The organism is Tabrizicola aquatica (assembly GCF_002900975.1).
GTDB classification, from domain to species: Bacteria; Pseudomonadota; Alphaproteobacteria; order Rhodobacterales; family Rhodobacteraceae; genus Tabrizicola; species Tabrizicola aquatica.
Genome location: NZ_PJON01000001.1, coordinates 1,301,521 through 1,325,715 on the forward strand (window position 1 = coordinate 1,301,521; position 24,195 = coordinate 1,325,715).

At 67.9% G+C, this 24,195-nt stretch carries 27 protein-coding genes and 1 tRNA gene; 8 read left to right on the forward strand and 20 right to left on the reverse strand.

Annotated features, from left to right (window positions below):
- The first annotated feature begins 99 nt into the window (after window positions 1–99).
- Genes CXR42_RS06315 through CXR42_RS06325 form a run of 3 tightly spaced genes read left to right on the forward strand, consistent with a single transcriptional unit; the run spans window position 100 to window position 3,188 of the window.
- Entirely contained in the window at window positions 100–1,314 is a 1,215-nt protein-coding gene (locus CXR42_RS06315; RefSeq protein ID WP_146038009.1) for an HlyD family efflux transporter periplasmic adaptor subunit, read from the forward strand.
- Window positions 1,311–2,483 carry an FtsX-like permease family protein gene (locus CXR42_RS06320; RefSeq protein ID WP_103256588.1) on the forward strand — a complete coding sequence of 391 codons (1,173 nt, stop codon included), beginning with the start codon at window positions 1,311–1,313 and terminating at the stop codon, window positions 2,481–2,483. Before CXR42_RS06315 ends, CXR42_RS06320 begins: the two co-directional genes overlap by 4 nt.
- 9 nt (window positions 2,484–2,492) lie before the next feature.
- The gene (locus tag CXR42_RS06325) at window positions 2,493–3,188 is read left to right on the forward strand and encodes an ATP-binding cassette domain-containing protein (RefSeq protein ID WP_103256589.1); all 696 of its coding nucleotides are present in this window, start codon (window positions 2,493–2,495) and stop codon (window positions 3,186–3,188) included.
- A gap of 7 nt (window positions 3,189–3,195) precedes the next feature.
- Here the strand turns inward: CXR42_RS06325 and CXR42_RS06330 are convergent, their stop codons facing one another.
- The 9 genes from CXR42_RS06330 to CXR42_RS06370 form a co-directional block, all read right to left on the reverse strand.
- On the reverse strand, window positions 3,196–3,834 hold the full coding sequence (locus CXR42_RS06330) for an NrsF family protein (RefSeq protein WP_103256590.1): 639 nt from the start codon (window positions 3,832–3,834) through the stop codon (window positions 3,196–3,198).
- A complete protein-coding gene (locus CXR42_RS06335) occupies window positions 3,831–4,385 on the reverse strand; it encodes a sigma factor (RefSeq protein ID WP_103256591.1) in 555 nt (184 codons plus the stop codon). The genes CXR42_RS06330 and CXR42_RS06335 overlap by 4 nt, the downstream gene beginning before the upstream one ends.
- Before the next feature lie 74 nt (window positions 4,386–4,459).
- On the reverse strand, window positions 4,460–4,867 hold the full coding sequence (locus CXR42_RS06340) for a thioredoxin family protein (RefSeq protein WP_103256592.1): 408 nt from the start codon (window positions 4,865–4,867) through the stop codon (window positions 4,460–4,462).
- Window positions 4,868–4,881: 14 nt separating this feature from the next.
- Complete coding sequence (locus CXR42_RS06345; protein ID WP_103257062.1) at window positions 4,882–5,592, reverse strand: cytochrome c biogenesis CcdA family protein; 711 nt, start codon at window positions 5,590–5,592, stop codon at window positions 4,882–4,884.
- On the reverse strand, window positions 5,592–6,029 hold the full coding sequence (locus tag CXR42_RS06350; protein WP_103256593.1) for a DoxX family protein: 438 nt from the start codon (window positions 6,027–6,029) through the stop codon (window positions 5,592–5,594). Before CXR42_RS06350 ends, CXR42_RS06345 begins: the two co-directional genes overlap by 1 nt.
- A gap of 3 nt (window positions 6,030–6,032) precedes the next feature.
- Complete coding sequence (locus CXR42_RS06355) at window positions 6,033–6,782, reverse strand: HvfC/BufC N-terminal domain-containing protein (RefSeq protein WP_103256594.1); 750 nt, start codon at window positions 6,780–6,782, stop codon at window positions 6,033–6,035.
- Window positions 6,766–7,611: an MNIO family bufferin maturase gene (bufB, locus tag CXR42_RS06360; RefSeq protein ID WP_103256595.1), complete on the reverse strand. Its 846-nt coding sequence runs from the start codon at window positions 7,609–7,611 to the stop codon at window positions 6,766–6,768. Before bufB ends, CXR42_RS06355 begins: the two co-directional genes overlap by 17 nt.
- A gap of 55 nt (window positions 7,612–7,666) precedes the next feature.
- Entirely contained in the window at window positions 7,667–7,975 is a 309-nt protein-coding gene (locus CXR42_RS06365) for a BufA1 family periplasmic bufferin-type metallophore (RefSeq protein WP_180995975.1), read from the reverse strand.
- A 220-nt stretch (window positions 7,976–8,195) separates the two neighbouring features.
- Window positions 8,196–8,272 (reverse strand) — tRNA-His (locus tag CXR42_RS06370).
- 133 nt (window positions 8,273–8,405) lie between these two features.
- Between CXR42_RS06370 and CXR42_RS06375 the strand changes: the two genes are divergently transcribed.
- Window positions 8,406–8,624 carry a DUF6324 family protein gene (locus CXR42_RS06375; RefSeq protein ID WP_103256597.1) on the forward strand — a complete coding sequence of 73 codons (219 nt, stop codon included), beginning with the start codon at window positions 8,406–8,408 and terminating at the stop codon, window positions 8,622–8,624.
- Between the two features lie 21 nt (window positions 8,625–8,645).
- Here the strand turns inward: CXR42_RS06375 and CXR42_RS06380 are convergent, their stop codons facing one another.
- The 9 genes from CXR42_RS06380 to CXR42_RS06420 form a co-directional block, all read right to left on the reverse strand.
- The gene (locus tag CXR42_RS06380; protein ID WP_103256598.1) at window positions 8,646–9,089 is read right to left on the reverse strand and encodes an MmcB family DNA repair protein; all 444 of its coding nucleotides are present in this window, start codon (window positions 9,087–9,089) and stop codon (window positions 8,646–8,648) included.
- A 322-nt stretch (window positions 9,090–9,411) separates the two neighbouring features.
- A complete protein-coding gene (locus CXR42_RS06385; RefSeq protein WP_103256599.1) occupies window positions 9,412–10,242 on the reverse strand; it encodes a DUF481 domain-containing protein in 831 nt (276 codons plus the stop codon).
- A 194-nt stretch (window positions 10,243–10,436) separates the two neighbouring features.
- Window positions 10,437–11,318 (reverse strand): LysR family transcriptional regulator, encoded by an 882-nt coding sequence (locus CXR42_RS06390; RefSeq protein ID WP_103256600.1) that lies wholly within the window; start codon window positions 11,316–11,318, stop codon window positions 10,437–10,439.
- A gap of 96 nt (window positions 11,319–11,414) precedes the next feature.
- On the reverse strand, window positions 11,415–11,726 hold the full coding sequence (locus CXR42_RS06395; RefSeq protein WP_103256601.1) for a hypothetical protein: 312 nt from the start codon (window positions 11,724–11,726) through the stop codon (window positions 11,415–11,417).
- Window positions 11,727–11,781: 55 nt separating this feature from the next.
- On the reverse strand, window positions 11,782–12,504 hold the full coding sequence (locus tag CXR42_RS06400; RefSeq protein WP_103256602.1) for a proteasome-type protease: 723 nt from the start codon (window positions 12,502–12,504) through the stop codon (window positions 11,782–11,784).
- Between the two features lie 27 nt (window positions 12,505–12,531).
- Window positions 12,532–13,338: a transglutaminase family protein gene (locus CXR42_RS06405; RefSeq protein WP_103256603.1), complete on the reverse strand. Its 807-nt coding sequence runs from the start codon at window positions 13,336–13,338 to the stop codon at window positions 12,532–12,534.
- Window positions 13,329–14,288 carry an alpha-E domain-containing protein gene (locus tag CXR42_RS06410; protein ID WP_103256604.1) on the reverse strand — a complete coding sequence of 320 codons (960 nt, stop codon included), beginning with the start codon at window positions 14,286–14,288 and terminating at the stop codon, window positions 13,329–13,331. Before CXR42_RS06410 ends, CXR42_RS06405 begins: the two co-directional genes overlap by 10 nt.
- Window positions 14,289–14,373: 85 nt before the next feature.
- The gene (locus tag CXR42_RS06415; RefSeq protein WP_103257063.1) at window positions 14,374–15,765 is read right to left on the reverse strand and encodes a circularly permuted type 2 ATP-grasp protein; all 1,392 of its coding nucleotides are present in this window, start codon (window positions 15,763–15,765) and stop codon (window positions 14,374–14,376) included.
- Between the two features lie 198 nt (window positions 15,766–15,963).
- Entirely contained in the window at window positions 15,964–16,722 is a 759-nt protein-coding gene (locus CXR42_RS06420; protein ID WP_103256605.1) for an endonuclease/exonuclease/phosphatase family protein, read from the reverse strand.
- On the opposite strand from CXR42_RS06420, the gene CXR42_RS06425 reads away from it, so the two are divergent.
- The 4 genes from CXR42_RS06425 (at window position 16,710) to CXR42_RS06440 (ending at window position 22,160) form a co-directional block, all read left to right on the forward strand.
- Entirely contained in the window at window positions 16,710–17,369 is a 660-nt protein-coding gene (locus CXR42_RS06425; RefSeq protein ID WP_103256606.1) for a DUF2238 domain-containing protein, read from the forward strand. The genes CXR42_RS06420 and CXR42_RS06425 overlap by 13 nt on opposite strands.
- A 231-nt stretch (window positions 17,370–17,600) precedes the next feature.
- A complete protein-coding gene (locus CXR42_RS06430; RefSeq protein ID WP_103256607.1) occupies window positions 17,601–18,623 on the forward strand; it encodes a ligase-associated DNA damage response exonuclease in 1,023 nt (340 codons plus the stop codon).
- The gene (locus CXR42_RS06435; RefSeq protein WP_103256608.1) at window positions 18,620–20,212 is read left to right on the forward strand and encodes an ATP-dependent DNA ligase; all 1,593 of its coding nucleotides are present in this window, start codon (window positions 18,620–18,622) and stop codon (window positions 20,210–20,212) included. Before CXR42_RS06430 ends, CXR42_RS06435 begins: the two co-directional genes overlap by 4 nt.
- A 121-nt stretch (window positions 20,213–20,333) precedes the next feature.
- Window positions 20,334–22,160 (forward strand): M3 family oligoendopeptidase, encoded by a 1,827-nt coding sequence (locus tag CXR42_RS06440; protein ID WP_103257064.1) that lies wholly within the window; start codon window positions 20,334–20,336, stop codon window positions 22,158–22,160.
- 37 nt (window positions 22,161–22,197) lie between these two features.
- On the opposite strand, the gene CXR42_RS06445 is transcribed toward CXR42_RS06440, so the two are convergent.
- Together CXR42_RS06445 and CXR42_RS06450 are read right to left on the reverse strand one after the other, a co-directional pair.
- The gene (locus CXR42_RS06445; protein ID WP_180995976.1) at window positions 22,198–23,034 is read right to left on the reverse strand and encodes a cobalamin B12-binding domain-containing protein; all 837 of its coding nucleotides are present in this window, start codon (window positions 23,032–23,034) and stop codon (window positions 22,198–22,200) included.
- A 159-nt stretch (window positions 23,035–23,193) separates the two neighbouring features.
- Complete coding sequence (locus CXR42_RS06450; protein ID WP_103256610.1) at window positions 23,194–24,177, reverse strand: Gfo/Idh/MocA family protein; 984 nt, start codon at window positions 24,175–24,177, stop codon at window positions 23,194–23,196.
- Between the last annotated feature and the right edge of the window lie 18 nt (window positions 24,178–24,195).

Sequence of the window (24,195 nt, forward strand, 5' to 3'; positions counted from 1 at the left end):
GTCGCGGGTGCCGGGCACGGGTTGACCGACATCAAGGCCGACTGCCGCCGCCCGTGCGACGGTCGGCCGACCTTCGTCCTGCATCCAGAAAGTCCCGACATGCCCCAGCGCAGCGATACCGACCTCCCGCTGGAGATCCACGCGCAAGCGGAGGCCGGGACCACCGCCCCGCCCCGGGCCCGCTTTGCGCGGCGCTACCTGCTGGTGCTGCTGGTCCCGGCCCTCATGTTCGCGGGCGCGGTGATCGGCATGTATTTCCAGCCGCCGCTTCTGCGGGCCTTCTACGGCCTGACCGGATTGCAGCCGGGCGGCGGGTCGGACACCCCCATCGCCCTGCCGCCGAATGTCGAACTGCCGCCGCGCATGGCCGAAACCATGTTGCCCAGCGACGTGGTCGGCTTGGCGCGCCTGATGCCCGAGGGCGATGTCTCGGTCGTCGCTGCCCCCTATGGCGCGGGCGATGCGCGGATCGCGGAAATCCTGGTCGCGGTCGGCCAGACCGTGGAAAAGGGTGCGGAACTGGCGCGGCTGGACAATGCCCTGGCGCTGGAAGGCGCGGTCCTGACTGCCGAGGCCAATCTTGCGGTCCGCGAGGCCACGCTGATGCAGACCCGCGCGGCCGTGCAGGCCAGTCGGGACGAGGCGCAGGCGACGCTGGACCAGGCCACCGCAACCGCCGCCGAGGCCGCCTCGGGCCAGCAGCGCACGGAAGAGTTGTTCCTGCGCGGCGTTGCCACGCAAGAGACACTGGACGCCGCCCGCACCGCAGCCCAAAGCGCCCGCCTGGCGGTGACGCGCGCCGAGGCGACGCTCGCGCGCTTTGCCGGGGTCGCGCTGGACGAGCAGCCCGACATCGTCGTCGCCACCCGCAACGTCGAGGCCAGTCGCGCCGATCTGGCCCGCGCGCGGCTGGACCTGCAACGCGCAGTCGTCGTCGCCCCGATCAGCGGCGCGATCCTGGACATCAACGCCACCCCCGGCCAGCGCCCGCCCGCCGACGGGATCATGCAGATGGGCGCCACCGGCCGCATGATGGCCGAGGTCGAAATCTGGCAGGACCGCATCGCCCGGGTTGCCGTCGGCCAGCCGGTCGAACTGGTCTCCTCGGCCTTGGGCCGAACGTTGCAGGGGCAGGTCGCGGCCATCGGCCTGACCGTGGGCCGCCAGGGCCTGATCTCGGACGATGCGGCGGAAAACAAGGATGCCCGCGTCATCCGCGTTCTGGTGGCGCTGGACCCCGACTCCTCGGCCATTGCGGCGCGGTTCACCAATCTTGAGGCGATTGCCCGGATCGACACGCAGGCCGCGCCGTGACGCGGCTTTTGCAACGCCTGCTGGGCCGCCTGCCAATCGGCTGGCTGCAACTGACGCACAACCCGATGCGCTTTGCCGCGGCCCTGGTCGGGGTGGCCTTCGCCAACGTGCTGGTTTTCGTCCAGCTGGGGATCATGAATTCGATGGGGACGGCCGTCCTGCAACCCTACAGCTTCTTTTCCGCCGATGTGATGATCTCGGCTTCGGATGCCAACGCGCTGACCGATGGCGGCAATGTCGCGCGGCAGTGGCTGTTGCAGGCGATGGCCGACCCGGATGTGGTCGACGGGATCGGGCTGTTCGTCGGCAACGTGCCCCTGGACCGCGCCAGCACGGACATCGCCCTGACCACCTTCGGCATTGATCCGACCAAGCCCGATTTCCTGTCGCCCCTTATCGCGGACGACATCGCGCTGCTTCAGGTGCAGGACTCGGCCCTGATCGACCGCCTGGCCCGCGGCCTGCCGCGCGACGAGGCCGCCGCGATCCGCCCGCAATCGCCCCTGGCCTTCGAGACGCAGGGCCGCACCGTGACGGCCTATTCCACCTTTGCCGGCGGAGGCGGGTTCGGCGGCGACGGCTACATGATCATGTCGGACCAGACCTTCCTGTCGCTGTTTCCCGCCCGCCGTTCGGCCGCGCCCGACCATATCCTGTTGCGCCTGCGCCCCTCGGCGGATGTCGACGCCACCGTCCAGCGCCTGCGCAAGCTGATCTCGGACCCCGAATTGCGCATCCGCAGCTATGCCGACGCCGGGCAGGAGGAACTGACTTACCAGCAGACCAAGCGCCCGACCGGGATCATCTTCGGCTTCGGCGTGCTGATTGGGGTGCTGGTCGGGCTGGTGATCGTCTACCAGGTGCTGTCCACCGATGTGGCCGACCACCTGCGCGAATATGCGACCTTCAAGGCGATGGGCTATGACCAGCGTTTCTTCATGGGCATCGTCCTGGAAGAGGCGCTGATCCTGGGCATCCTGGGGTTCGTGCCGGGGGTGACGGTCGGCGGCACGATCCTGACGGTGATGGGCAAGGTCACCACCCTGCCGCTGGCGGTGACCTGGTCGATGGCGGCGACCGTCTTTGTCGGGACCGTGGTCTTTTCGGCCCTGTCCGGCGCGATTGCCACCCGCCGCCTTGCCGCCGCCGATCCGGCCGACCTGTTCTGAGGGGGCCTTATGACCGAAGATCCGATCGTCCTGGCGCAACGGCTGAACCACTGGTTCGGCACAGGGTCCGCGCGCAAACAGGCGCTTTACGACATCGACCTGCGGCTGGAGCGGGGCAGTTTCACCGTGCTGGTCGGCCCCTCGGGTTCAGGCAAGACCACGCTTCTGACCCTGATCGGCTGCCTGCGCCTGGTGCAGGAGGGGTCGCTGCACCTTATGGGACACGAGTTGCACGGGGCGGAGGAGGCACAGTTGGTCGCCATGCGCCGCCGCCTGGGCTTCATCTTTCAGGCGCATAACCTGCATGAAAGCCTGACTGCCACACAGAATGTGATGATGGGCGCGCAGGTCCACCGCGGCGTGGCCGAGACTGCGGCGGGGGGCGCGGCGCGGCATATCCTGGGGCTGGTCGGGCTTGCGGACCGCACCGACTATCTTCCGGCCAACCTCTCGGGCGGGCAGAAGCAGCGTGTCGCCATCGCCCGCGCCCTGGTCGGCAATCCCGACCTGTTGCTGGCCGACGAGCCGACGGCCGCGCTGGACAAGGACAGCGCCAGCGAGGCCATCGACCTGATGCGCCGGATCGGTGCGGCCCGTGGCATGACGACCCTGCTGGTGACGCATGATCCGCGCATCCTGGACCGCGCCGACCGCATCCTGACGCTGGAGGACGGGCGTATCGTGGCGGACAGGCGGACGGGCTAGGCCCCGCCTACCAACGCAGGAAACGGTGGCCCAGAGCGGCCCCGATGCCGGTCACGATCAGGATGCCAAGGCCGTACCAGGTCACGAAGAACAGCGGTGAATCCTCGGGGCAGTGCAGGGCATAGCCGGCAGTCATCGCCGACGCGACGGCAAGACCCAGAAGCGCGCCCGTCACCCGCGGCCGGGTGGTCGCGCCCCGGCGCAGCAGGATCACCCCCGCCGCCAGCGGCAGCGCCGACAGGACCGAGATCGACACCAGGCAGGCCATGGCCGTCTGACCGACAAGTTCGACCAGCAGCGGGCCCTCGGCGACGGTCAGGCGTTGCAGGACCATGGCAAGCGCCAGCCCGGCCGGGATCGCCAGCGGCCAGAGCGCGCCCTGCCCCTCGGGGCGCGACATCCGCAGCGCCAGCCAGCCCGCCAGGACCGACAAGGCCAGCGGCAGAAGCGTCTTGGCCTGGGCCGGAAGCGCCGCCCAAGCGCCGACAAGATCGGCGCGCAGGCCAAAGACCTGCAGGAACAGCACCAGCACAAATCCCACCAGCACCACCGTTGCGCTCAGCGCCACGGCGGGGCGGAACGCAACCGGCGCGGGCGCTGCGGCCAACTGCCGGATCAAGGCTTCGGTCGAGCTTCTGTCGCTCATTTCATCATCCTTTCCGCGACCCCCGACAGCCGACGCATGGCGCGGTGCAACGCCACCCGCGCCGCACCCGCCGTCAGACCGACCGCCGCGCCCGCCTCTTCGGCGGTCTTGCCATCCAGCGCCACCGCCCGGACCAGGATGGCCGAACGGCTGTCGATCAGGCCCAGCATCACCTCGGCATCCCGGTCCGACAGGGGCGGAGTGACATGCTCTTCGGGCAGCACATCGGCGAAATCCTCGATCGGCAGGCTGACTGCCCGGCCCCGCCGGCGAAAGGCATCCACCACCTTGTAGCGGGCCAGCGCATAGAGCCAGGGCCTGACCGGAGACTCCCGCCGCCAGGTCTGGCGCTTCAGGTGGATCGCCAGCAGCACCTCTTGCAGGACGTCCTCGTGCTGGTCGGGGGGCAGCCCGTCGCCCCGGCGCCGGATCACCGCGCGCAGGGTGGGCGTCACCAGATGCAGGAACCGTGCAAAGGCTGCACCATCCCCGTCATTGGCGCGGGCGAGCAGCGTTTCCCAGACTTCATCCTGTTGCAGCCTAGCCTCCATCCCCGACCAGGCGAACCTAGCCGAACCGAAGCCTGCCGCACAGTCACGCCTCGGTGAAAAGGCGAAGGCTGTGGTCATCCTGCCGCCGCCAGCGCCGCATCGAACAGCGCCTTGATCTCGTCCCGGCCGGTTCCGGCGACGATGCGGCCGATCTCTTGCTGGCCCTTCAGCGCCACCAGGGTCGAGCGGCGCGGAATCTTCAGCCCGCGCGAGAGGGGACCGTCGCCATGCTGGTCCCAGTCCACCACGATCAGGCGGATCTTCTGGCCATAGACCGGGCTTTCCGCCATCAGACTGGCGATGACCCGTTCCTGCGCCGCGCAAGTGCTGCACCAGCTGGCCCAGAAGTCCAGGATGACAACCTCGCCCGCCTCCATCGCCGCCTCGGCCAGGCCGGGGGTATAGAAGACGCGGTCGTCGGCATGCAGCGGGCCGGCCAGAAGCAGGGCCGAAGCGGACAGAAGCAGGGTGCGGCGGTTCATGGGATACTCCGGTTTCAGATGCTGACAGACAGATCGACCAGCCAGGCCGGCAGGATGCGCAGCGCGGTGGCCTCAAGAAAATGGTTCACGCCCAGAAAGAGCGCCGCCCCAACGGCGATGAAGACCCAGCCCATGACCGGCCGCGCCCGGGCCGAAAGCGCCACCAGCCGCCCCATGTTCCGGCGCAGCACCCCGCGCAGGCCATAGGCGAAGGCCAGGATCAGCGTCGCAACCCCCGTTGCAAAGGCGGCCATGACCAGTGCGGCGTGGCCCAGCCCCTCGCCCGTGCTGGCAAGGGCAATCGCGGCGCCCAGGGTCGGGCCGATGCAGGGGCTCCAGACCGCGCCAAGCAGCGCGCCGCCCATGAATTCGGTGCCGATCCCGCGCGGCGCCGCTGCGATCCGCGCATCCGCCGCCGCCGCAACCCCGGCCGAGGCCGCGGCAAAGCGGCGCCCCACGGCCGGCACGACCAGAACCGCGCCGAAGCCGATCATCGCCAGCGCCGCCAGGCGGGTCACATCCTCGGGGTAAAGGCCCAGGGCCGGACCCAGGGCCGCGATCCCCGTGCCCAGCGTCACGAAGGACAGTCCCATTCCCGCCGCCAGCGCCAGCGGCGCACGCGGGTCGGTCTGCAGACTGCTGGCCAGCACGATCGGCAGGACCGGCAGCACACAGGGGTTGATCAGCGTCAGAAGCCCCGCAAGATATGCGAAAACCAGGTCCATCAGACGCGCGGCCCGCCATCCCATCCCAAGAGATGGTCCAGCGACCAGCGCCCCGGCCCCCAGATCACCAGCGCCAGCAGCGGCGCGGCCCAAAGGCCATGCGTCATCCAGGCATCCGGGTAGACAAAGATCTGGATCACCGCTGTCATCGCCAACAGGCCCAGCGCCGAAAACCGCGTGAAAAGGCCCAGGATCAGCAGGACCGGCAACAGATGCTCGGCCACCGTCGCCAGCACCGCCGCCAACTCGTGCGGGATCACGGGCAGGGCATATTCATGCTCGAACAGGAACCAGGTCGAATCCTTGATCGAGAACCCCTCCACCTTGGTGCGCCCCGACTGCCAGAACACCAGCGCCGGAAAGACCCGCAGCAGCAGGCCCACAGGTGCCTCTGGCAGCCTGGCGCAGGCCTGGTTCAGCTTGGCGATTGCGGTCATGTCTTACTCCCTTGCGTCGGTGATCGCGCCTGCCTGCATCAACCAGACAAGCAACGGTTGCGGGTCATGCCCCGCTTCGGCCTCCTGCCCGGCCAAGGCCGCAGCGGCGAGGGGGTCCCCGGCCATCAGCGCCGTGACCAGAGCGGCATCGCCCGCTTCAAGCGCCCGCACCTGCACCTGGAACGCCGCATCGCGCAGGATCAGCGCGGTCTGCGGTCCCTTGGCCAGGGGCAGCCCCTCGCCCTCGGGCTGGTTGCGCGCCCAGATCGATACGGCCGGATGCGCCAGCCGCAGCAGCAGGAGGGACGGGTGCAGCGCAAGCCGAACCTTCTCGGGATCGGCCGAGATCAGGGCCAAGGGATCGACGGGCGGCGCATCGGCGGCATGGAAGGCGCGGCCACGGGCATATTCGATCCGCGCCACATCCCCAAGATAGGGATAGCCGGACAAGGGGGGGAAGCCGTCCAGAAAGGCCCCGAACCCATCGCCCCATTCGGCAAGGATGGGCGATCTGGGGCGTTCGGCCTCGGCGTAAAGCCGGGCCAGCGGGGCGAAGAACTCCGCGCCCACCAGGCGCCGGATCACCGGAAAACGCGCGGCAAGCGCCTCGGTCAGGCTGACTGCCACGTTGTTGCGATAGACGGCAAAGCGGCGCTCGACCTCGGTCGCATCGCGGGCGGTCAGGCCGGCAGGCAAGGCCCCCCCGCGCAAGGCCGCATCGAACTGCGCGACGAATTCAGGATGCGCGGGCAAGGCCGGTCCCCCCCGCCGCCAGCACCGCCGCCGCCCGCGCCGCCTCGGCCGCCAGCACCGGCCAGTCGGGCAGGTCGTTGTCCCATTCCACCAGCGTGGGCAGCGGGCCGGCGGCCGCGATCACCTCGGCATAAAGCGCCCAGACCGGGTCGGCCACCGCCGCACCATGGCTGTCGATCAGCAGCGGACCCGAGGGCAAATCCTCGGCATCATGGCCGCCCAGATGGATCTCGCCCACTGCATGCAGCGGGAAGGCCGCCAGGAACGCACGCGGGTCGGTGCCGTGGTTGGTGCAGGACACAAAGACGTTGTTCACATCCAGCAACAGCCCACAGCCGGTGCGGCGCGCGATCTCGGCCAGAAACTCGGTCTCGGAGATGGTCGACTGCGCAAAGCGCAGATAGGTGGCGGGGTTTTCCAGCAGCATCCGCCGGCCCAGCGCCTCTTGCACCTGATCCACATGATCGCAGACCAGTTGCAGCGTCTCGGCGGTATAGGGCAAGGGCAGCAGGTCGTTCAGATACTCCGCGCCATGGCTGGACCAGGCCAGATGTTCGGAAAAGCTTGCCGGTTCATAGCGCGCGCACAGATGGCGCAGGCGCTGCAGGTGCTCGGCGTCCAGCCCCCGCGCGCCCCCGATCGACAACCCGACCCCGTGGATCGAGATCGGGTAATCCGCCCGGATGGACGTCAGTTGCACATGCGGCAGGCCGCCGGCCCCCATGTAGTTCTCGGCATGGACCTCGAAGAACCCCACCCCGGCAGCATCGGCGCGGATCGCGGGGAAATGTTCGGGCTTGAAACCCACTCCGGGCAGGGCTGGCAGCATGATGCATCCGTCCTTGGGAAAGCGGCGCGCGGATGACCCGCGCGCCGGCAGGGGGTCAGGCCTTGGGAACGTCGCGCTCCAGCGCCTCAAGCGCGCCGGCACGGGCGGTGCCATCTTCGGCTGCCGGCAGTTCCATGGTCACGCAGGTCCCGGCCGGAACCATCTTCCAGGCATTGCCCTGATAGTCGACCTTCGAGGTGCCGGCGCAGGTCGTGCCCGGACCGGCGGCGCAGTCGTTCTGCCCGGCCAGCGCCACGCCAAAGCACTTTTCCATTTCCTGGGCAGCCACCGGCGTCACCGCCATCGCGCCAAGCGCGCAAGCCAGGGAAGCACCGAACACCAGACGGGACGTCATCGCAGTCATGTCAAACTCCTGTTGAACCAGAAAGGCCATCTGCCCTTCACCAAGCAGTTCGCACCAGGACATGCGGCCATTACAGGCATCGCGCGTTCGTGAAACCTTGAAGGAAACGGCAGGCCCGGCGGCCCGCGGCAAGGATCGTGGCCCGACGCAAGCACGCGGCATGACAAGGACGGCCGGACCCAGGTTCCCTGCCGCTTGAACAATCAATGTAGGGGAAGGATGGTACCGCCTCCCCGGCTCGAACGGGGGACCCCCAGATCCACAATCTGGTGCTCTAACCAACTGAGCTAAGGCGGCACTCGGGCGCGATTTAGCCCCCCTCCCCCCGGATTGCAAGCGGCTTTGCGGGGGTTCGTCGGGCTGGCCTTGCGAATTTTCCTTGCACGCCGCCCGGCCGCCCGCTACCCCCCGCAAAAGTCAGGAGGCTGCCATGGGCATCAACTCACCAAGCGAAATCGCGGCGAACCTGCAGATCGGCCCGACCGACGCCGGCATGGTGCGGATCTATGTCGAGGCCGAGGGCGGGATCGACCTGCCGCTGGACTTCGACCCCGAAGAGGCCGAGGAAATCGCCGAGGAACTGCTTGCCGCCGCCGAGGCCGCGCGGGCGATGGGTGTGCAACCGGCCGGAAAACCGAAGAAGCGCTGACCCGCCGCAGAAGCGGACGGTTCAGCCGATGAACCCCGGATCGCGCAAGCCCTGCAAGCGCGCGGCCGCCGCCCGGGCAAATGTGCGCAGCACGACCTTGCGCCGCGCGCCCGACAAGGGCACCTCGGGCGCCATCCGCACCACTTCCGCGTCATAGGGATCGGCCAGGATCAGCCCGGTATCCGGCGGCAAAAGCTCGACCGGAAAGTCGGCATCGACCGCCCAGAAGAACCGGTCGCACCAATCGAGATAACCCTGCCACTTGCGGTCCGCCCGGTAATCCGCGCGGCCCGACTTGCATTCCACCACCCAGACCTCGCCCCGGGGGCCCAGCGCCATCACGTCGACCCGCAGGCCAGGTGTCGGGATCAACTCTTCGACGCAAACGAAGTCCAGCGCCCGCAAGCCCCGCGCAACACCGCGCTGCAACCGCTGTCCCGGCAGGGGCGGCAAAAGATCCGGCATGGGTGCGACTGGACTGTCCATGCCTGGAAATATGAACCAAAGGTGAACATCTGTCCAGCCTTGCGGCCCGCCCCCCCAAGCCCTATCTTGAGTATTGGCGGGTGCTGCTCTTCGCGTGTGGGCCAATTTTCCAGTGGCCGATAAGCAAGCGAACGGGGGCTGGCTCTGCCTGGATCCTGGTCCAGGTATCTGGCGCCCACCTGAGACCTCTGGCTCTCGGGAAAACCCAGGCACCCACGGTTGCTGCGGGCCCGCCACCCCACTTCAACGGAAAACGGGGCAGATTCCCCTGCCCCGTTCCCCGCTGATCCTGGCCTTAGGGCTAGAAGCCGACGACCAGCGAAATGCCCAGACGGTTGTCCGTCTTGATGTCGCGCGCATCGTTGTAGTCGCTCAGATAGCTGATGCGGGTGGACAGCGCCTCGCTGACCTGGAAGTTCACGCCCAGATCGTTATTCGCCCGCAGCGCGGTGTCCGAGGACAGCACGTCGGTGTCATTGGTCAGGAACACGCTGTCGCTGATCTGATAGAAGAACCGCGACGAGGCGATGTAACCCACCTCGGTGTCCGAGGCGCCCAAGCCGTCGCGCAGATAGCTGACGCCGATACCGGCCTGCAGGCGCCAGGCCATGTCCGAGCGGTTGACCACCCGGTAGCCCGGGCCGATCCCGATGAAGCCGTCCCCTTCGTATTCGCCCGCACTGTCCGCCAAGCCGTCATGCTGCGCCCGGGCAAGGGCGAACATGTAGAAGCGGTCGTTGAAGTAATAGTTGCCGTCATAGACCGCGAAGATGTCCTCCTCGGACTTCACGCCCTCGGTCTCGGAAAAGTCGGCCGCGACCCCCAGCGTCTGGACCCACTGGCCTTGGGCATAGCGCATCCGCACCCCCAGCGAGAAGTCTTGGGTGTCGGTGTTGCCGGTCTGGGCCGAATACCCCAAGGAAGCGCTGCCGCTGAAGCCGGGCTGATACTCCGGGAAACCAAAGCGCGCTTCGTCGTTGGCCCGGTCCAGATCGTCGGCCACGTCGTCCTCGATATCCTCCAGGCGGTCGTTCAGGCCGCGGATCCCGGTGACCGTGTCCTGCGCCATCGCAGGGACCGCTGCGAACAGCGCCAGCGCCGGGACCGACCAAAGCAGGTGGATGTTCTTCATCGTCAAACCTCATCTGTAAACTTGCGCGATCCGGGCTGGACCGCCGTTGTATCCATGAGGTAAGCCTTTGACCGGATTACCAAAATTGCGATAACTTGAGACCCCCGCAAGAATTACTCCGGGAACCATTTCGCACTTGGCCAATCGGGCAGAACCTGTTTCAGATCAGCGGCTTGGTCGCAGCAAGGGCGTCCTCAGATCTGGTCCAGCACCTCGGCTGTGGCCGCTTCGGCACTTTCCACCGCCGCGCGGAGTGTCCTTGCTGCAACAGCGCGCAGGCCGGGGTCCATGTCCTCGCGCCAGATCACCCAGGACGGCTGGGCAAAGCGGGGCGCGTCCCGGACCAGGAATAGCGCGCCCTCGGCTATGGCCTTGCGGATATGACGCGCCGGCAGATAGGCGGCAAGCGGGCGGTTGCGCAGATACCAGGCCGCCATCGTGCCCAGCCCCAGGACCAGCTTGCTGTCGGCCAGCATCGGCAAAGCCTCGTCATGCGCGCGCAGGAAGTCCGGCCCCCAATCCACCAGCGCATAACGCCCCGCCAGGCTGTCCGGCGTCGCCTCCTGCCAGGGGCTGACCAGCACCAGCTGATCCTCCATCAACGGTTCGGACAGTAGGCCCGGCCGCACGACCGCCTCATAGGACAGGATCGACTGCGCCGCACCGGAGAGGATCATCTCTGCCAACACCTCGGGGCGCGCCGTCTCGGCCCGGATCGCCACGTCGGGCAGTTCTTCCCGCAGCCGGTCCAGCCACAGGAACCCGAACCGCGGCCACAGCGCGGACTGCGCCCCCACCATCAGCGTGGCCGGCACAGCGTCCAGCGCGCTGACCCGCTGGCGCGCCTGTTCCCAGTTGCGCAGGATCAGCGTGGCAAAGCCGCGAAACTCACGCCCCGCGGGGGTCAGGACCACGCCCGCGCGCGTTCGTTCGAACAAGGGACGGCCCAGCTGGTCCTCCAGCCGGTGGACCCGCAGCGAAACCGCCGATTGCGTGACGTAAAGCCGCCCGGCCGCCGCGCCGAAAGACCCGGTCGCGGCCACTTCCAGAAAGGTCTTGATCAGTTGCAGATCCATCCCTTGGCCCTTTGGACGTCGGACCTGGAACGCGGCAGACCACCCAAGGGTTGCAGCGACAGGGTCGGGGCTGCGGGAAAAGTCCTGCGCGCGCCCTTAGCGGCGCGGGGCCTGCGAACGGACAGAAACCGGCACGGGCACCGGAACCGGCAGCCGCTGCGGACGGCCCCCCGCAGGCCGGTCATCGCTTTCAGCCATTGCCATCACCCGGAAGGCGAACTGCACAGCCGCAAAGACGATCCCGTTGAACACCACCAGCATCGCCGCCGCCACCAGCCCGATGTCCGAACCCAGGATCAGATGCCCGATCCCCGCCACGTCCCACCAGACCAGACCCGCCGTGAACAGCGCCGAGATCCCAAAGCCAAGGGCCACGCTGCGGATGTAAAGGCGGACGAGTTCGGGCATCGGTCCCTCCATGCTTCCCGTCAAAGCTAGGGCGCGTGCGCGATGATTCCAACCCTTAGATGGTGATCCGCGCGAATCCGTCGCGGAGCGCGTTGGACCAGGCCTCGCTCATCGCCCGGAACGAGGGGTCGCCCGCCTCGATCCGGCGGCGCAGGGCCACCTTGCAGGCGTCCTTCTCGATCACCGCAAGGTCCAGCGGCATGCCCACCGACAGGTTCGACCGCACCGTCGAATCCATCGACAACAGCACCGCCTTTTGCGCATCGACCAGACTGGTCGTCGGCTTCACCACCCGGTCCAGGATCGGCTTGCCATACTTGTGCTCGCCGATCTGCAGGAACGGCGTGTCCTCGGTCGCTTCGATGAAATTGCCCTCGGGGTAGATCAGGAACAGCCGCATCGCCCCGCCCTTGCGCTGGCCTGCGATGATCATGCTGGCGCTGGCGCCTTGCATCGCCGACAGCTTCTCGTCGACTTCCGCCCGCACCGCGGCCAGCTGGGCCCCAACGATCTCGGCCACCTTCAGCATCGTGGGTGCCAGCATGATGCTGGTCTCAGGCGTGGCCTCCTTGTCCTCGATCGCTTCGCGCAGCTTGGCCATGGTGGTCTGCGTCACCGACAGGCTGCCAGCCGTCATGATCACGATCACCCGCTCGCCCGGGTCCTCGAAGGTGAACATCTTGCGGTAGATCGAGATGTTGTCCAACCCGGCATTGGTGCGCGTGTCCGACAGCAGCACCATGCCTTCATTCAGCAACAGCCCGACGCAGTAAGTCATTGTCCGTCCCCCGATCCTCGGCCCAGACTATTGGGCCGCCTGCTGGACCGCAACGGTCACATCCATCGCCTCGCGCCCACCGCCGCGGGCAATGCCCCGGATGGGCGCAGCATCCTGCGCATCCAGGCCCGAGCCCAGACGGATATACCGTGCATCCGGGCAACAGCGGTTCGCCGGATCAAACCCGACCCAGCCCAGCCCCAGCACATGCAGCTCGGCCCAGGCATGGGCGGCCTCATGCGGGACACCGTCCTGTGTGGCGAAAAGATATCCCGAGACATAGCGCGCCGGAATCCCCCGGCTGCGGGCGCAGGCGATCAGCGCATGGGCATGGTCCTGGCAGACACCCTCGCCCAATGCCAGCGCCTCGGCCGCCGTAGTATGGGCGTGGGTCGCGCCGGGGCGATAGGCGATGGCATCGGCCACGGCGGCGGACAGGGCATGTGACAGGGCCAGCACATCCGCGCCGATGGCAGACTGCGCCAGCCCCGTCAGGGCCACGTCGACCCGCGTCGCCAGGGTCGGGCGCAGATAGCACTCCGGCGCCACGGCCTCGCGGTGGCCGCGCAGGACGCCGGCCAGATCCTCGGTCTCGACCGTGCCGCGCACCGTGACCGTCACCTCCTGCACCGGACCGGCGATGGTCCAGGCCTGGATCATGTCCCCGGCCCCGTCGCGATGCGCCCCGCCGCGCAGCCCGCCGCTGACCGTCACCTCCCAGTCCAGCACCCGTTGCCCCGCAAAGGCCGAGGGTGCAAGCCGGTGGCTTTGCACGACCGACCGCACCGGCTGGTCGTAAAGATAGCGCGTCACATGATCGACCGTCAGCCGCATTGCCGCATTTCTCCACTCAGATAGGCGTCGTGGATGGCCAGGGCGAGGTCGGCCGTCGCCGCGATGTGGCGCGTCAGGTATTCGTGCAGCCCCTCGTCGAAAATCGCCTCGACATTGGCGCCCTCGACCTCGGCCAGCAGCGCGCGGGCCTTCGCCTGGGCCAGGGTCTCGCGGCCATAGGCCTTGGCGACGCGGCCCAGATGGTTGACAAGTCCCGCCGCACAGGTGGCCAGCGACCGGGGCGACTGCGGGTTCAGGATCAGGAAATCCGCGATCTTCGCCGCCGTCACCTCGCCGCCATAGGCCCAGTGAAACGCCCGCTGCGCCCCCATCGCGCGCAAGAGTGTGGACCACTGGTAATTGTCCAGACCCGAGCCCACGAACTCCAGCCGCGGCAGCAGCACATAGTATTTCACATCCATCAGGCGCGCGGTGTTGTCGCCGCGTTCCAGATAATAGCCGATGTTCAGGAAGTTGAACCCGTCATTGCGCAAGAGCGTGGCGTCGATCGCCCCGCGCAGCATGGCCGCGTGGCGCATGGTCCAGTCGGTCAGCCGGCTAAGCTCCAGACGCGAGCGTTCCTCGCGCTCCAGCGCCTTCAGCTCCTGAAAGGCGGTGTTCAGCGCGTCCCAGACCTGGCTGGTCAACGCCGTGCGGACGATCCGCCCGTTCTCGCGCGCCGCCGTGATGCAACTGGCGATGGACGAGGGGTTGTCGCGGTCGAAGAACAGAAAGCTTTCGATGTTGCGCTGCACCGGATCGCCGTATTTCTGCGCAAATGCCACGGCCAGACCGCTGGCCTGCAACAGGCTGTCCCATTCGCTGCGATAGCCATGCGCACTGGGCAAGAGGCTGATGCGGCTGCCCACTTCCAGAAGGCGCGCGATCGTGTCGGCCCGCTCCATGTAGCGGGCGATCCAGTAAAGGTTGTCGGCGGTCCGGCTCAGCATGGTGCCACCCACGATTTTTCTGCGAAAAATCCTGCCCTTGCCCCAAACCCTAATTCTTCGCAGAAGAATTGTGCCTTCATCGCCTTCATTCCGCCAGCACCCAGGTATCCTTCACCCCGCCCCCCTGGGACGAGTTCACCACCAGCGAGCCTTCCTTCAACGCCACCCGCGTCAGGCCGCCCGGTACCAGCTCGATCCGCTCGCCCACCAGGCAATAGGGCCGCAGGTCCACATGCCGGGGCGCAACACCTTGCTCGACAAAGGTCGGCACCGTCGACAGGGCCAGCGTCGGCTGCGCGATATAGTTGCCGGGATCCTCGATGATCTTGGCGCGGAAGGCCTCCACCTCGGCCTTGCTACATTTCGGCCCGACCAGCATCCCGTATCCGCCCGAGCCGTGGACTTCCTTCACCACCAGCTCCGGCAGCTTGTCGAGGACGTATTTCAGATCCTCCGCCTTGCCGCATTGCCAGGTCGGCACGTTCTGCAGGATCGGCTCCTCGCCCAGGTAGAACCGCACCATGTCCGGCACATAGGTGTAAACCGCCTTGTCATCCGCCACCCCCGCCCCGGGGGCCGAGCAGATCGTCACCCCGCCCGACCGGTAGACATCCATCAGCCCCGGCACCCCCAGCATGCTGTCAGGGCGGAAGCACAAGGGGTCAAGGAAGGCATCGTCGATGCGCCGGTAGATCACATCCACCCGGCGCGGGCCTTCGGTCGTGCGCATCCAGACGAACTCGCCCTCGACGAACAGATCCTGGCCCTCGACCAGTTCCACCCCCATCAGGTCGGCCAGCAGGCTGTGCTCGTAATAGGCGCTGTTGAAATGGCCCGGCGTCAGGATCACCACCACGGGGTCGCCCTTGCACTTCTTCGGCGCGACGCTGGCCAGCGTCCGGCGCAGAAGCTCGGAATAGCCGTCCACCGGCTCGATCCGGTTTTCACGGAACAGGTCCGGGAACATCCGCATCATGATCTCGCGGCTTTCCAGCATGTAGCTGACACCCGAAGGCGTGCGGCAATTGTCCTCCAGCACGAAGAACTCGTCCGGGCCGGTGCGCACGATGTCGATGCCGACGATATGGCTGTAGACGCCCTTGGGCGGGACGAACCCCACCACCGCCTTCTCATAGGCCTCGTTCTGCCAGACCAGCCGGCCGGGGATGCGGCCGGCGCGGATGATCTCGCCGCGGCCGTAGACATCGACAAGGAACGCATTCAGCGCCCGGGCGCGCTGCTTGATGCCCTTCTCCAGCTTGGCCCATTCGGCGGCGGCAAAGACGCGCGGGAACATGTCGAAAGGGATCAGCCGGTCCGGGTCACCGCCCTCGCCATAGACCGCGAAGGTGATGCCGATGCGGCGAAACAGCGCCTCCGCCTCGGCCTGTTTCAGGCTGCGCAACTCTTGCGGCATGGCGGCCACCCAGTCCTGCAGCCGGCCATAGGGCGTGCGCACCCCGGTGCCCTGAAACATCTCGTTGAACTGCGCCACCCGTTACCCCCCGGCCGATCTGCCTGCCGCTTTCCTGCACTAGAGCAGCCGCCCCGCGTTCCGAAAAGCCCCCATGCTTCCCAATCCGCCTGCGCCGGACGCAACTGCCCAAATTTGAGGCAGACACTCCGCAGACCACCGGCGTAGGGTGGGCGATATCGCCCACCTTACCCCCCCGCCTCAGATCCAGCGCAGTTCGGCCAGCAGCGGCAGGTGGTCCGAGGCCTGCACCCCCTTGCGCCAGGGCACCGGCAGCGGCGCCAGGTCCAGATCGTGGCTGTGCGCCATCCGGTCCAGGGCCAACGCCGGCCGGCGCGAAGGGAAGGTCGGCGCGGGCTCCATCAGCCGGAACGCCCGTACCAGCCGCCCCAGCCCCACCCGCCGCGAATATTCGTTGAAGTCGCCCAGGATCAGCGTCGGCCGCGCCGGATGCCGCAGGACCGCCTCGCGGATCGCGTCCAGCTGCTTGCGCCGCGACCCGCGCCACAGGCCCAGATGCACCGCCACCAGCCGCAGCGCCGTCGGCCCGTCCAGATCGACGATCACCGCGCCGCGCGGCTCGATCCCCGGCAGGTCCAGCCGGTCCAGCCCGACCATGTGGAAGTCCGGCCGCACCAGCAGCGCATTGCCGTGCCAGCCGATGCTGGCCGCGTTGCGCCCGATGGGCAGCGGAACAAGGCCCGTGCGCTCTTCGATCACCTCGCGCGGCAGGGCCGAAGGACGCAGCCCCAGCCGGAAATCCGCCTCCTGCAAGGCCACGATATCCGCCCCCAGCGCCGCGATCCCCGCCAGCACCCGGTCCGCATCGCGCCGCAAGTCGGTGCCAAGCCCCGCCCGGATGTTCCAGGTTGCCACTTTCAGCGACGGCTTTGATTCCCGCGTCATCATCCCAATATAGGTCAGGCACAGCCCAGCAGGAACGCCAGATGCCCGCGCCATCGCTTCTTGTCCTGAACGGCATCCGCCTTTTCCTTGCGGTCGAGGCGTTGATCGGTCTGCTGCGCGGCAACTGGCTGGCGATCTTCGTCGCGGTCGCGGCCCTGGTCCTGACGCTTTTGCCGCAGCTTCTGGCCAGTCGCGTCAAGCTGTTCCTGCCGAACGGCTTTCTGGCAGCCATCGCGGCCTTCGTGCTGGCGACGATCTACCTGGGCGAGATGCATGACTTCTACAACCGCTTCTGGTGGTGGGACCTGGCGCTGCACGGCACCTCGGCCATGGGGTTCGGCATCCTGGGCTTCCTTCTGATCCTGATGCTGTTCGAGGGCGACCGCTATGCCGCGCCGCCCTGGGCGATCGGCCTGCTCAGCTTCTGCGCCGCAATGGCGGTGGGGGTGCTGTGGGAGATCTTCGAATATGCGATGGACCAGCTTTTCGGGTTCAACATGCAGAAGTCGGGGCTGCATGACACGATGGGCGACTTCATCGTCAATGCCTTCGGCGCCACGCTGGCCGCCGTGGCGGGGGCGGCCTATCTGAAAGGCCTGACCCTCGGCCTGGGCTCGACCTTCGAGGCGTTCATCGCCGCCAACCGCCCCCGGTTCCGCAAGCTGATGCCCCGCCGCCGCACGCGTGGCCCCAGACCCTGAGATCACCGCCAGGGTGGGCGGGATCGCCCACCCTACGCCCCCGCAGCAGGTCCGGCGCAGCCCCAAGCCTTCCCCCGCGCGCCAACGCCCGTCAAACGTCCAACCGCGTCGGCGAACTGCACCTCCACGCCCGCATTGCCCCCACCCGGAAGGCACCGCCGAACCCGCCGATCCCCTGCCCCCAAGGGCCCCAACCCTTGCGGCCCCCTGCCCCCGTGCTACCCTTTGACGATGGCCACCCCCGTCCTCACCTTCACCGACCGAGGCATCTACTGTCCCGCCGGTGATTTCCATATCGACCCCTGGCGCCCGGTCCCCCGCGCCCTGATCACGCATGGCCATTCCGACCACGCCCGCTGGGGTATGGGCGCCTATCTGGCCACCGACCAGGCCCTGCCGGTGATCCGCAAGCGCCTGGGCCAGATCACCGCCGAAGGCATCGCCTACGGCGAAACCCGCCGCATCGGCGGGGCCGGGGTCTCGTTCCATCCCGCCGGCCATGTCCCCGGCTCGGCCCAGATCAAGGTCACGGTCGGCGGGGAAAGCTGGGTCGTGTCGGGCGACTACAAGACCGAACCCGATGGCCTGGCGGAAGGCTTCCAGCCCGTCCCTTGCCACGCCTTCATCTCGGAATGCACCTTCGGCCTGCCGATCTTCCGCTGGGAGCCGCAGCCCCAGGTCATGCAGCGCATCCTGGACTGGTGGCAAGCCAACGCCGCTGCCGGCAAGACCTCGATCCTGGGCGCCTACAGTTTCGGCAAGGCCCAGCGCCTTATGGCGGGGCTGGGCGTGCATGGCCCCATCCTGACCCACGGCGCAGTCGAGGAGATGACCCAGACCCTGCGCGACCAGGGCTATGCCCTGCCCCCCACGATCCGCGTGACACCCGACGTCACCGCCAAGACCCACCCCGGCGCGCTGGCCATCGCCCCGCCCTCGGCCCTCGGTTCGGCCTGGTCTGCCCGCCTTGGCCCGGTGGAAGAGGCCTTCGTCTCGGGCTGGATGGCCGTGCGCGGCATCCGCCGCCGCCGCGCGCTGGGGACAGGCTTCGTCCTGTCGGACCACGCCGACTGGCAGGGCCTGAACGACGCCATCCGCGCGACCGGCGCTTCCCGCGTCTTTGTCACCCACGGCTATACCGCGCCCTTCCGGCACTGGCTGGACAGCCAGGGCTACGACGCCGGGATCGTCGAAACCCAGTTTGGGGACGAGGCCGAGGCCGAGTCCCCTCCCGATCCCCCGCTTGCCGAATGAGACGTTTCGCCGCCCTCTTCGCCGCGCTGGACGGCACCACCAAGACCGGCGCCAAGACCGCCGCGCTGGCCGATTACTTCCGCGCCGCCCCGGAACCCGACCGCGTCTGGACCGTGGCCCTGCTGACCGGCCGCCGCCCGAAACGCGCGGTCAACTCCACCGAACTTCGCCTCTGGGCGGCCGAGGTCGCGGGCATCCCGGACTGGCTCTTCGAGGAAAGCTACACCGTCGTCGGCGACCTGGCCGAGACCATCGCCCTGCTCCTGCCGCCCCCCGCGACCACCGCCGACCTGACGCTTGACCACGCGATCCGCGGCCTCATCGCCCTGACCGGCCAGCCGGCCGAGGCGCGCAAGGCCGCCGTCCTGACCGCCTGGGCGCAACTGCCGGCGACCGAGCGGTTCCTCTACAACAAGCTCTTGACTGGCGGCTTCCGCATGGGCGTGGCGCAGGGCCTCCTGACCCGCGCCCTCGCGCAGGCGACGGGGGTGGAAGAGGCCACCCTCGCCCACCGCCTGATGGGCAACTGGGACCCCGCCCGCATCACCTTTCCCGCCCTGATCGCCGGGGACGAAGGCGGCGACGCCCGGCCCTATCCTTTCGCGCTGGCCAGCCAGCTTGAGGACGGGCCACAGCCCCTTGGCCCGCCGCAGGACTGGCTTGCCGAATGGAAATGGGACGGCATCCGCGGCCAGCTTATCGCCCGCCCCGGCGCCTTTGCCCTGTGGAGCCGGGGCGAGGAGCTGATCACCGACCGCTTCCCCGACCTTGCCCCGCTCGCCGATTTCCTGCCCCCCGGCACCGTGATCGACGGCGAGGTTCTGGCCTGGGACGCCGCCGCGCAACGCCCGCATCCCTTTGCCCAGCTGCAAAAACGCATCGGCCGCAAGACCGTGCCGAAAACCCTGCTGGCTGAAGCCCCGGCCCGCATCCTGGCCTATGACCTGCTCGAGGATGCAGGCCAGGATATCCGCGACCAGCCGCTTGCCCACCGCCGCGCCCGCCTGACGCAGATCCTGGCCGCGCTGCCCCCCGGCCTGCCCCTCGCGGCCTCGCCCGCCCTCGCCTTCCCGACCTGGGACGCCCTGGCCGAAACCCGCGCCACCGCCCGCGCCGAAGGGGCCGAGGGCGTGATGCTGAAACGTGCCGCCTCGCCTTATTTCCAGGGCCGCAAACGCGGCGACTGGTGGAAGTGGAAGCTTGATCCCTGGACCGTGGACGCGGTCATGCTTTACGCCCAGGCCGGGCACGGCCGCCGGGCCAACCTTTACACCGACTTCACCTTCGGCGTCCGCGACGGCAACGAGATCGTGCCCTTCACCAAGGCCTACAGCGGCCTCACCGACGCCGAGTTCAACGAGATCACCCGCTGGGTGCAGAAGAACACGCTGGAACGCTTCGGCCCGGTGCGGAAAGTGCCCGCCGAACTAGTGTTCGAGATCGGCTTCGAAGGCATCCAGGCCAGCCCCCGGCACAAATCGGGGATCGCCCTGCGCTTTCCCCGGATGCTGCGCTGGCGCCGCGACAAGGGGGTGGACGAGATCGACACGATCGACAGCCTGCGCGCCCTTCTGACCGCGGCCCCCTGACCCCCGCCATCCCCCGACGAGAAGACGAAGTCGCACGAGGAGGTGTCCGCGAACCCGCCCGCCCTTGCACATCCCGCCCCCGCGCCCCTAGATGAACCCCAAGCCTGATATGGAGAACCCGATGACCCTGTCCCTGCCCCAGCCCGTTTTCGACGCGAATGCCAGCGGCGGGGGCTTCGGCGATCTGCCGGACTGGGACCTGACCGACCTCTACCCCTCGGCCGATGGCCCCGAATTCGCCGCCGACATGGCCGAGCTTGACCGCGCCTGCGCCGCCTTTGCCGCCGCTTACGAAGGCAAGCTTGCCAGCCTCGACGCGCCCGCCCTGCTGGCCTGCGTGCAGGAATACGAACGGATCGAGGTGATCGCCGGCCGCCTGATGTCCTATGCCGGCCTGCGCTACTATCAGAACACCATCGACCCCGAACGCGCGCAATTCATGGGCAACGCCCAGGATCGCGTGACCAACGCCACCACGCCGCTGGTGTTCTTCAGCCTTGAATTCAACCGCCTGGATGACACCCATCTGGCCGGCCTTCTGGGCGCCAACGCAGACCTTGCCCGCTACAAGCCGGTTTTCGACCGGATGCGCGCCATGCGGCCGCACCAGCTTTCGGACGAACTCGAACGCTTCCTGCACGACGAATCCGTCGTCGGGGCCAGCGCCTGGAACAAGCTCTTCGACGAAACCATGGCCGCCCTCATGTTCCAGGTCGACGGCGAGCCCGAGGAGCTGAACCTTGAGGCGACGCTCAACCTCTTGACCGACCCCCAGCGGCCGCGCCGGCAAGCCGCCGCCCAGGCCCTGGCCGAGGTGTTCGGCAAGAATGTCAAGCTGTTCGCCCGCATCCACAACACCCTGGCCAAGGAAAAGGAAATCCACGACCGCTGGCGCAAGATGCCCTCGCCCCAGCACGGCCGCCACCTGTCGAACCATGTCGAACCCGAGGTGGTCGAGGCGCTGCGCAACGCCGTGGTCGCGGCCTATCCGAAACTCAGCCACCGCTACTACCGCCTGAAGGCGAAATGGATGGGGCTGGAGAAACTCCAGGTCTGGGACCGCAACGCCCCCCTGCCGAGCGAAACGCCCCGCACCGTGGACTGGCCCACCGCCCGCGCCATGGTGACCGAGGCTTATGCCGCCTTCGATCCCCGGATGGCGGACCTTGCCAAACCCTTCTTCGAAAAGGGCTGGATCGACGCCGGGGTGAAACCCGGCAAGGCGCCGGGGGCCTTTGCGCACCCGACCGTCACCACCGTCCACCCCTATGTCATGCTGAACTACCTGGGCAAACCGCGCGATGTGATGACCCTGGCGCATGAGCTTGGTCACGGCGTTCACCAGGTTCTGGCGGCAGGGCAAGGCGAACTTTTGTCCTCCACCCCGCTGACCCTTGCCGAAACCGCAAGCGTCTTTGGCGAGATGCTGACCTTCCGCAAGCTTCTGGACCAGGCCAAGACCCCGGCCGAGAAAAAGACCCTGCTGGCCGGCAAGGTCGAGGACATGATCAACACCGTCGTCCGGCAGATCGCCTTCTACGATTTCGAATGCAAACTCCACGCTGCCCGCGCCCAAGGGGAACTGACCCCCGACGACATCAACGCCCTGTGGATGAGCGTGCAGGCCCAATCCCTGGGCGACGCCTTCGACTTCATGGACGGGTATGAGACCTTCTGGGCCTATATCCCGCACTTCGTCCACTCGCCCTTCTACGTCTACGCCTATGCCTTCGGCGACGGGCTGGTGAACGCGCTTTACGCGGCCTATGCGGCGGGCCTGCCCGACTTTCAGGAGAAGTACTTCGCCATGCTGAAGGCGGGCGGGTCCATGCACCACAAGGAACTGCTTGCGCCCTTCGGCCTGGACGCCAGCGACCCGACCTTCTGGGACAAGGGCCTGTCGATGATCGCCGGCTTCATCGACGAGTTGGAGGCGATGGAGGCGTAAGCCCCCTATCCTGGGCCCCGGCGCGACACCGCCGGGGCTAACGCCCCGCCAGACGGTTCAACGTGGCCAGATGCGCCGCCATCAACTCCAGCCCGCTGTCCATGTCGGCGGCGGCGGCATCGGCGTCCACCAGCGCCGCAATCTCGGGATCGGCGGCGACCGCCTGCCCGCCCAGGATGATCCAGACCTGCGGACAGCGCACCCGCAAGGCCACGATCAGCCGCGCAATCGCGAAGGTCGAACTGCTCAGCGCCGTCGACAGGCCGACCATCGTGGGCGCAAGGTCCGCGATCTCTTCCACCAGCGCGTCATGGCCCAGACCCAGCCGCAGCGTGATGTCCCATCCCTTCTGCCGCATCGTGTCGGCGGCCATGGTGATGCCGATCCCATGCACCTCGCCGGGGATGCTGGCAAAGACCGCGTGTGCGCCGGGCGGGGCGGTCAGCCGTTCGGTCAGGAACGCCTCGCGCATCTCGCGCAGGATGCCGTAAACCCGGCCGGCCCCGATGATGACCTGCGGCACCGAGGCCTCGTCGCGGTCCCAACGCTCGCCCAGCATCCGCGTCGCCCCGGCGATGTAGACATGGTACAGCACCGCTGCCGGCATTCCGGCCAGCCGGGCGCCGCGCACCATCTCGGCGGCGGCGGCCTCGTCCGCCGACAGCAGCGCATCGCACAGGGCGGCGATCTCGGACCGGCCGGCCCGCTGCCCCAGAAGCTGCGCCTCGGGCACTTCGGCCACGCGCGACACGCGAAGAATCACCTCGCGCGCCAGGGCCCGCAGCGCGGCGTCCGGCAACGCCGAACCCCGCCGCTCCATGAACCGTCGCGCCCGGTCCAAGGGCGCAAGGTAACCTGCGGAAATTCCAGACATGTCTTCAGGCATTGGCGATGCTTTCCAGCTGAAGAACGGGGACTCGCACTGGCACAGGTCGGGGCAAGACGCCACCCTTCCAGCTGGCCCGCCCCGACAGGGACAAGCATATCACAGTGGCGTGACGCACAACCCCAATTCCACGCCGCACTGCGGCGCTCAGATCTCGACCGCCACGTCGTAGACGCGATCCATCATCGCCTGGGTCCCGCGCACGAATTCAAGCGGGCAGGGATAGGCCACACCCTCGCGCACCGTGCGGCCGAAGGCTTCGACCTGCAGCTTGTACTGGTTCGCGGTCGGGAAACGCTCGACCGTCACGCAGTTGCCGTTCTGGTGCAGCTCCACCTCGGCCAGGTCGTTCACATTGGCGTTGAACGGCCCGCCCTCCAGCCGGATCATGCCCTTGGTGCCCTGGAAGGTCGCCACCTGCCGGTTGTACATCCGCATCGAGGTGACCGAGCCATAGGTGAACCGCCCGCGCGGCCCCTCCATGATCCCGGCGACCTGGGCAAACACATCCACCCCATTGTCGCGGCGGATGCGGGCCGACAGGTCCACGGGTTCCGCCCCGGTCACGAAACGGGCGCAACCGAAGGTATAGACCCCGATGTCGCGCAAGCTGCCACCGCCGGTTTCCGGCTTGTTGCGGATATTGCCGCCCTCGGTCAGGTTGAAGCTGAAGGCGACGTCGGCATGGACCAACTCGCCGATCTCGCCCGCCTCGAACCATTCCTTCGCGCGCTGCCACTGCGGGTGATGCACGATCATGTAGGCCTCGGCCGCCAGAAGGCCGGTTCGGTCGCGCGCCGCGATCAACTGGTCGATCTCGCGCGCCTTCAGGGCGATCGGCTTTTCGGTCAGAACATGCTTGCCCGCCGCCAGCGACTTCAGCGTCCATTCGACATGCATGTGGTTCGGCAGCGGGATATAGACCGCATCGATCGTCGGATCGGCCAGCAACGCCTCATAATCCGAATGCACCGTTATCCCCGGGCAGAACGCCCGGAACCCCTCGGCCTTGGCCGGGTCCGAGGTCGCCAGCGCCGCCAGTTCCGCCCCATGCGCGGCATGGATTGCCGGTGCCATATGCTCGCGCGCGAATTTCGCGGCGCCAAGCACGCCCCATCTGACCGGTTTCATTCTGTCACTCCCCCAGGA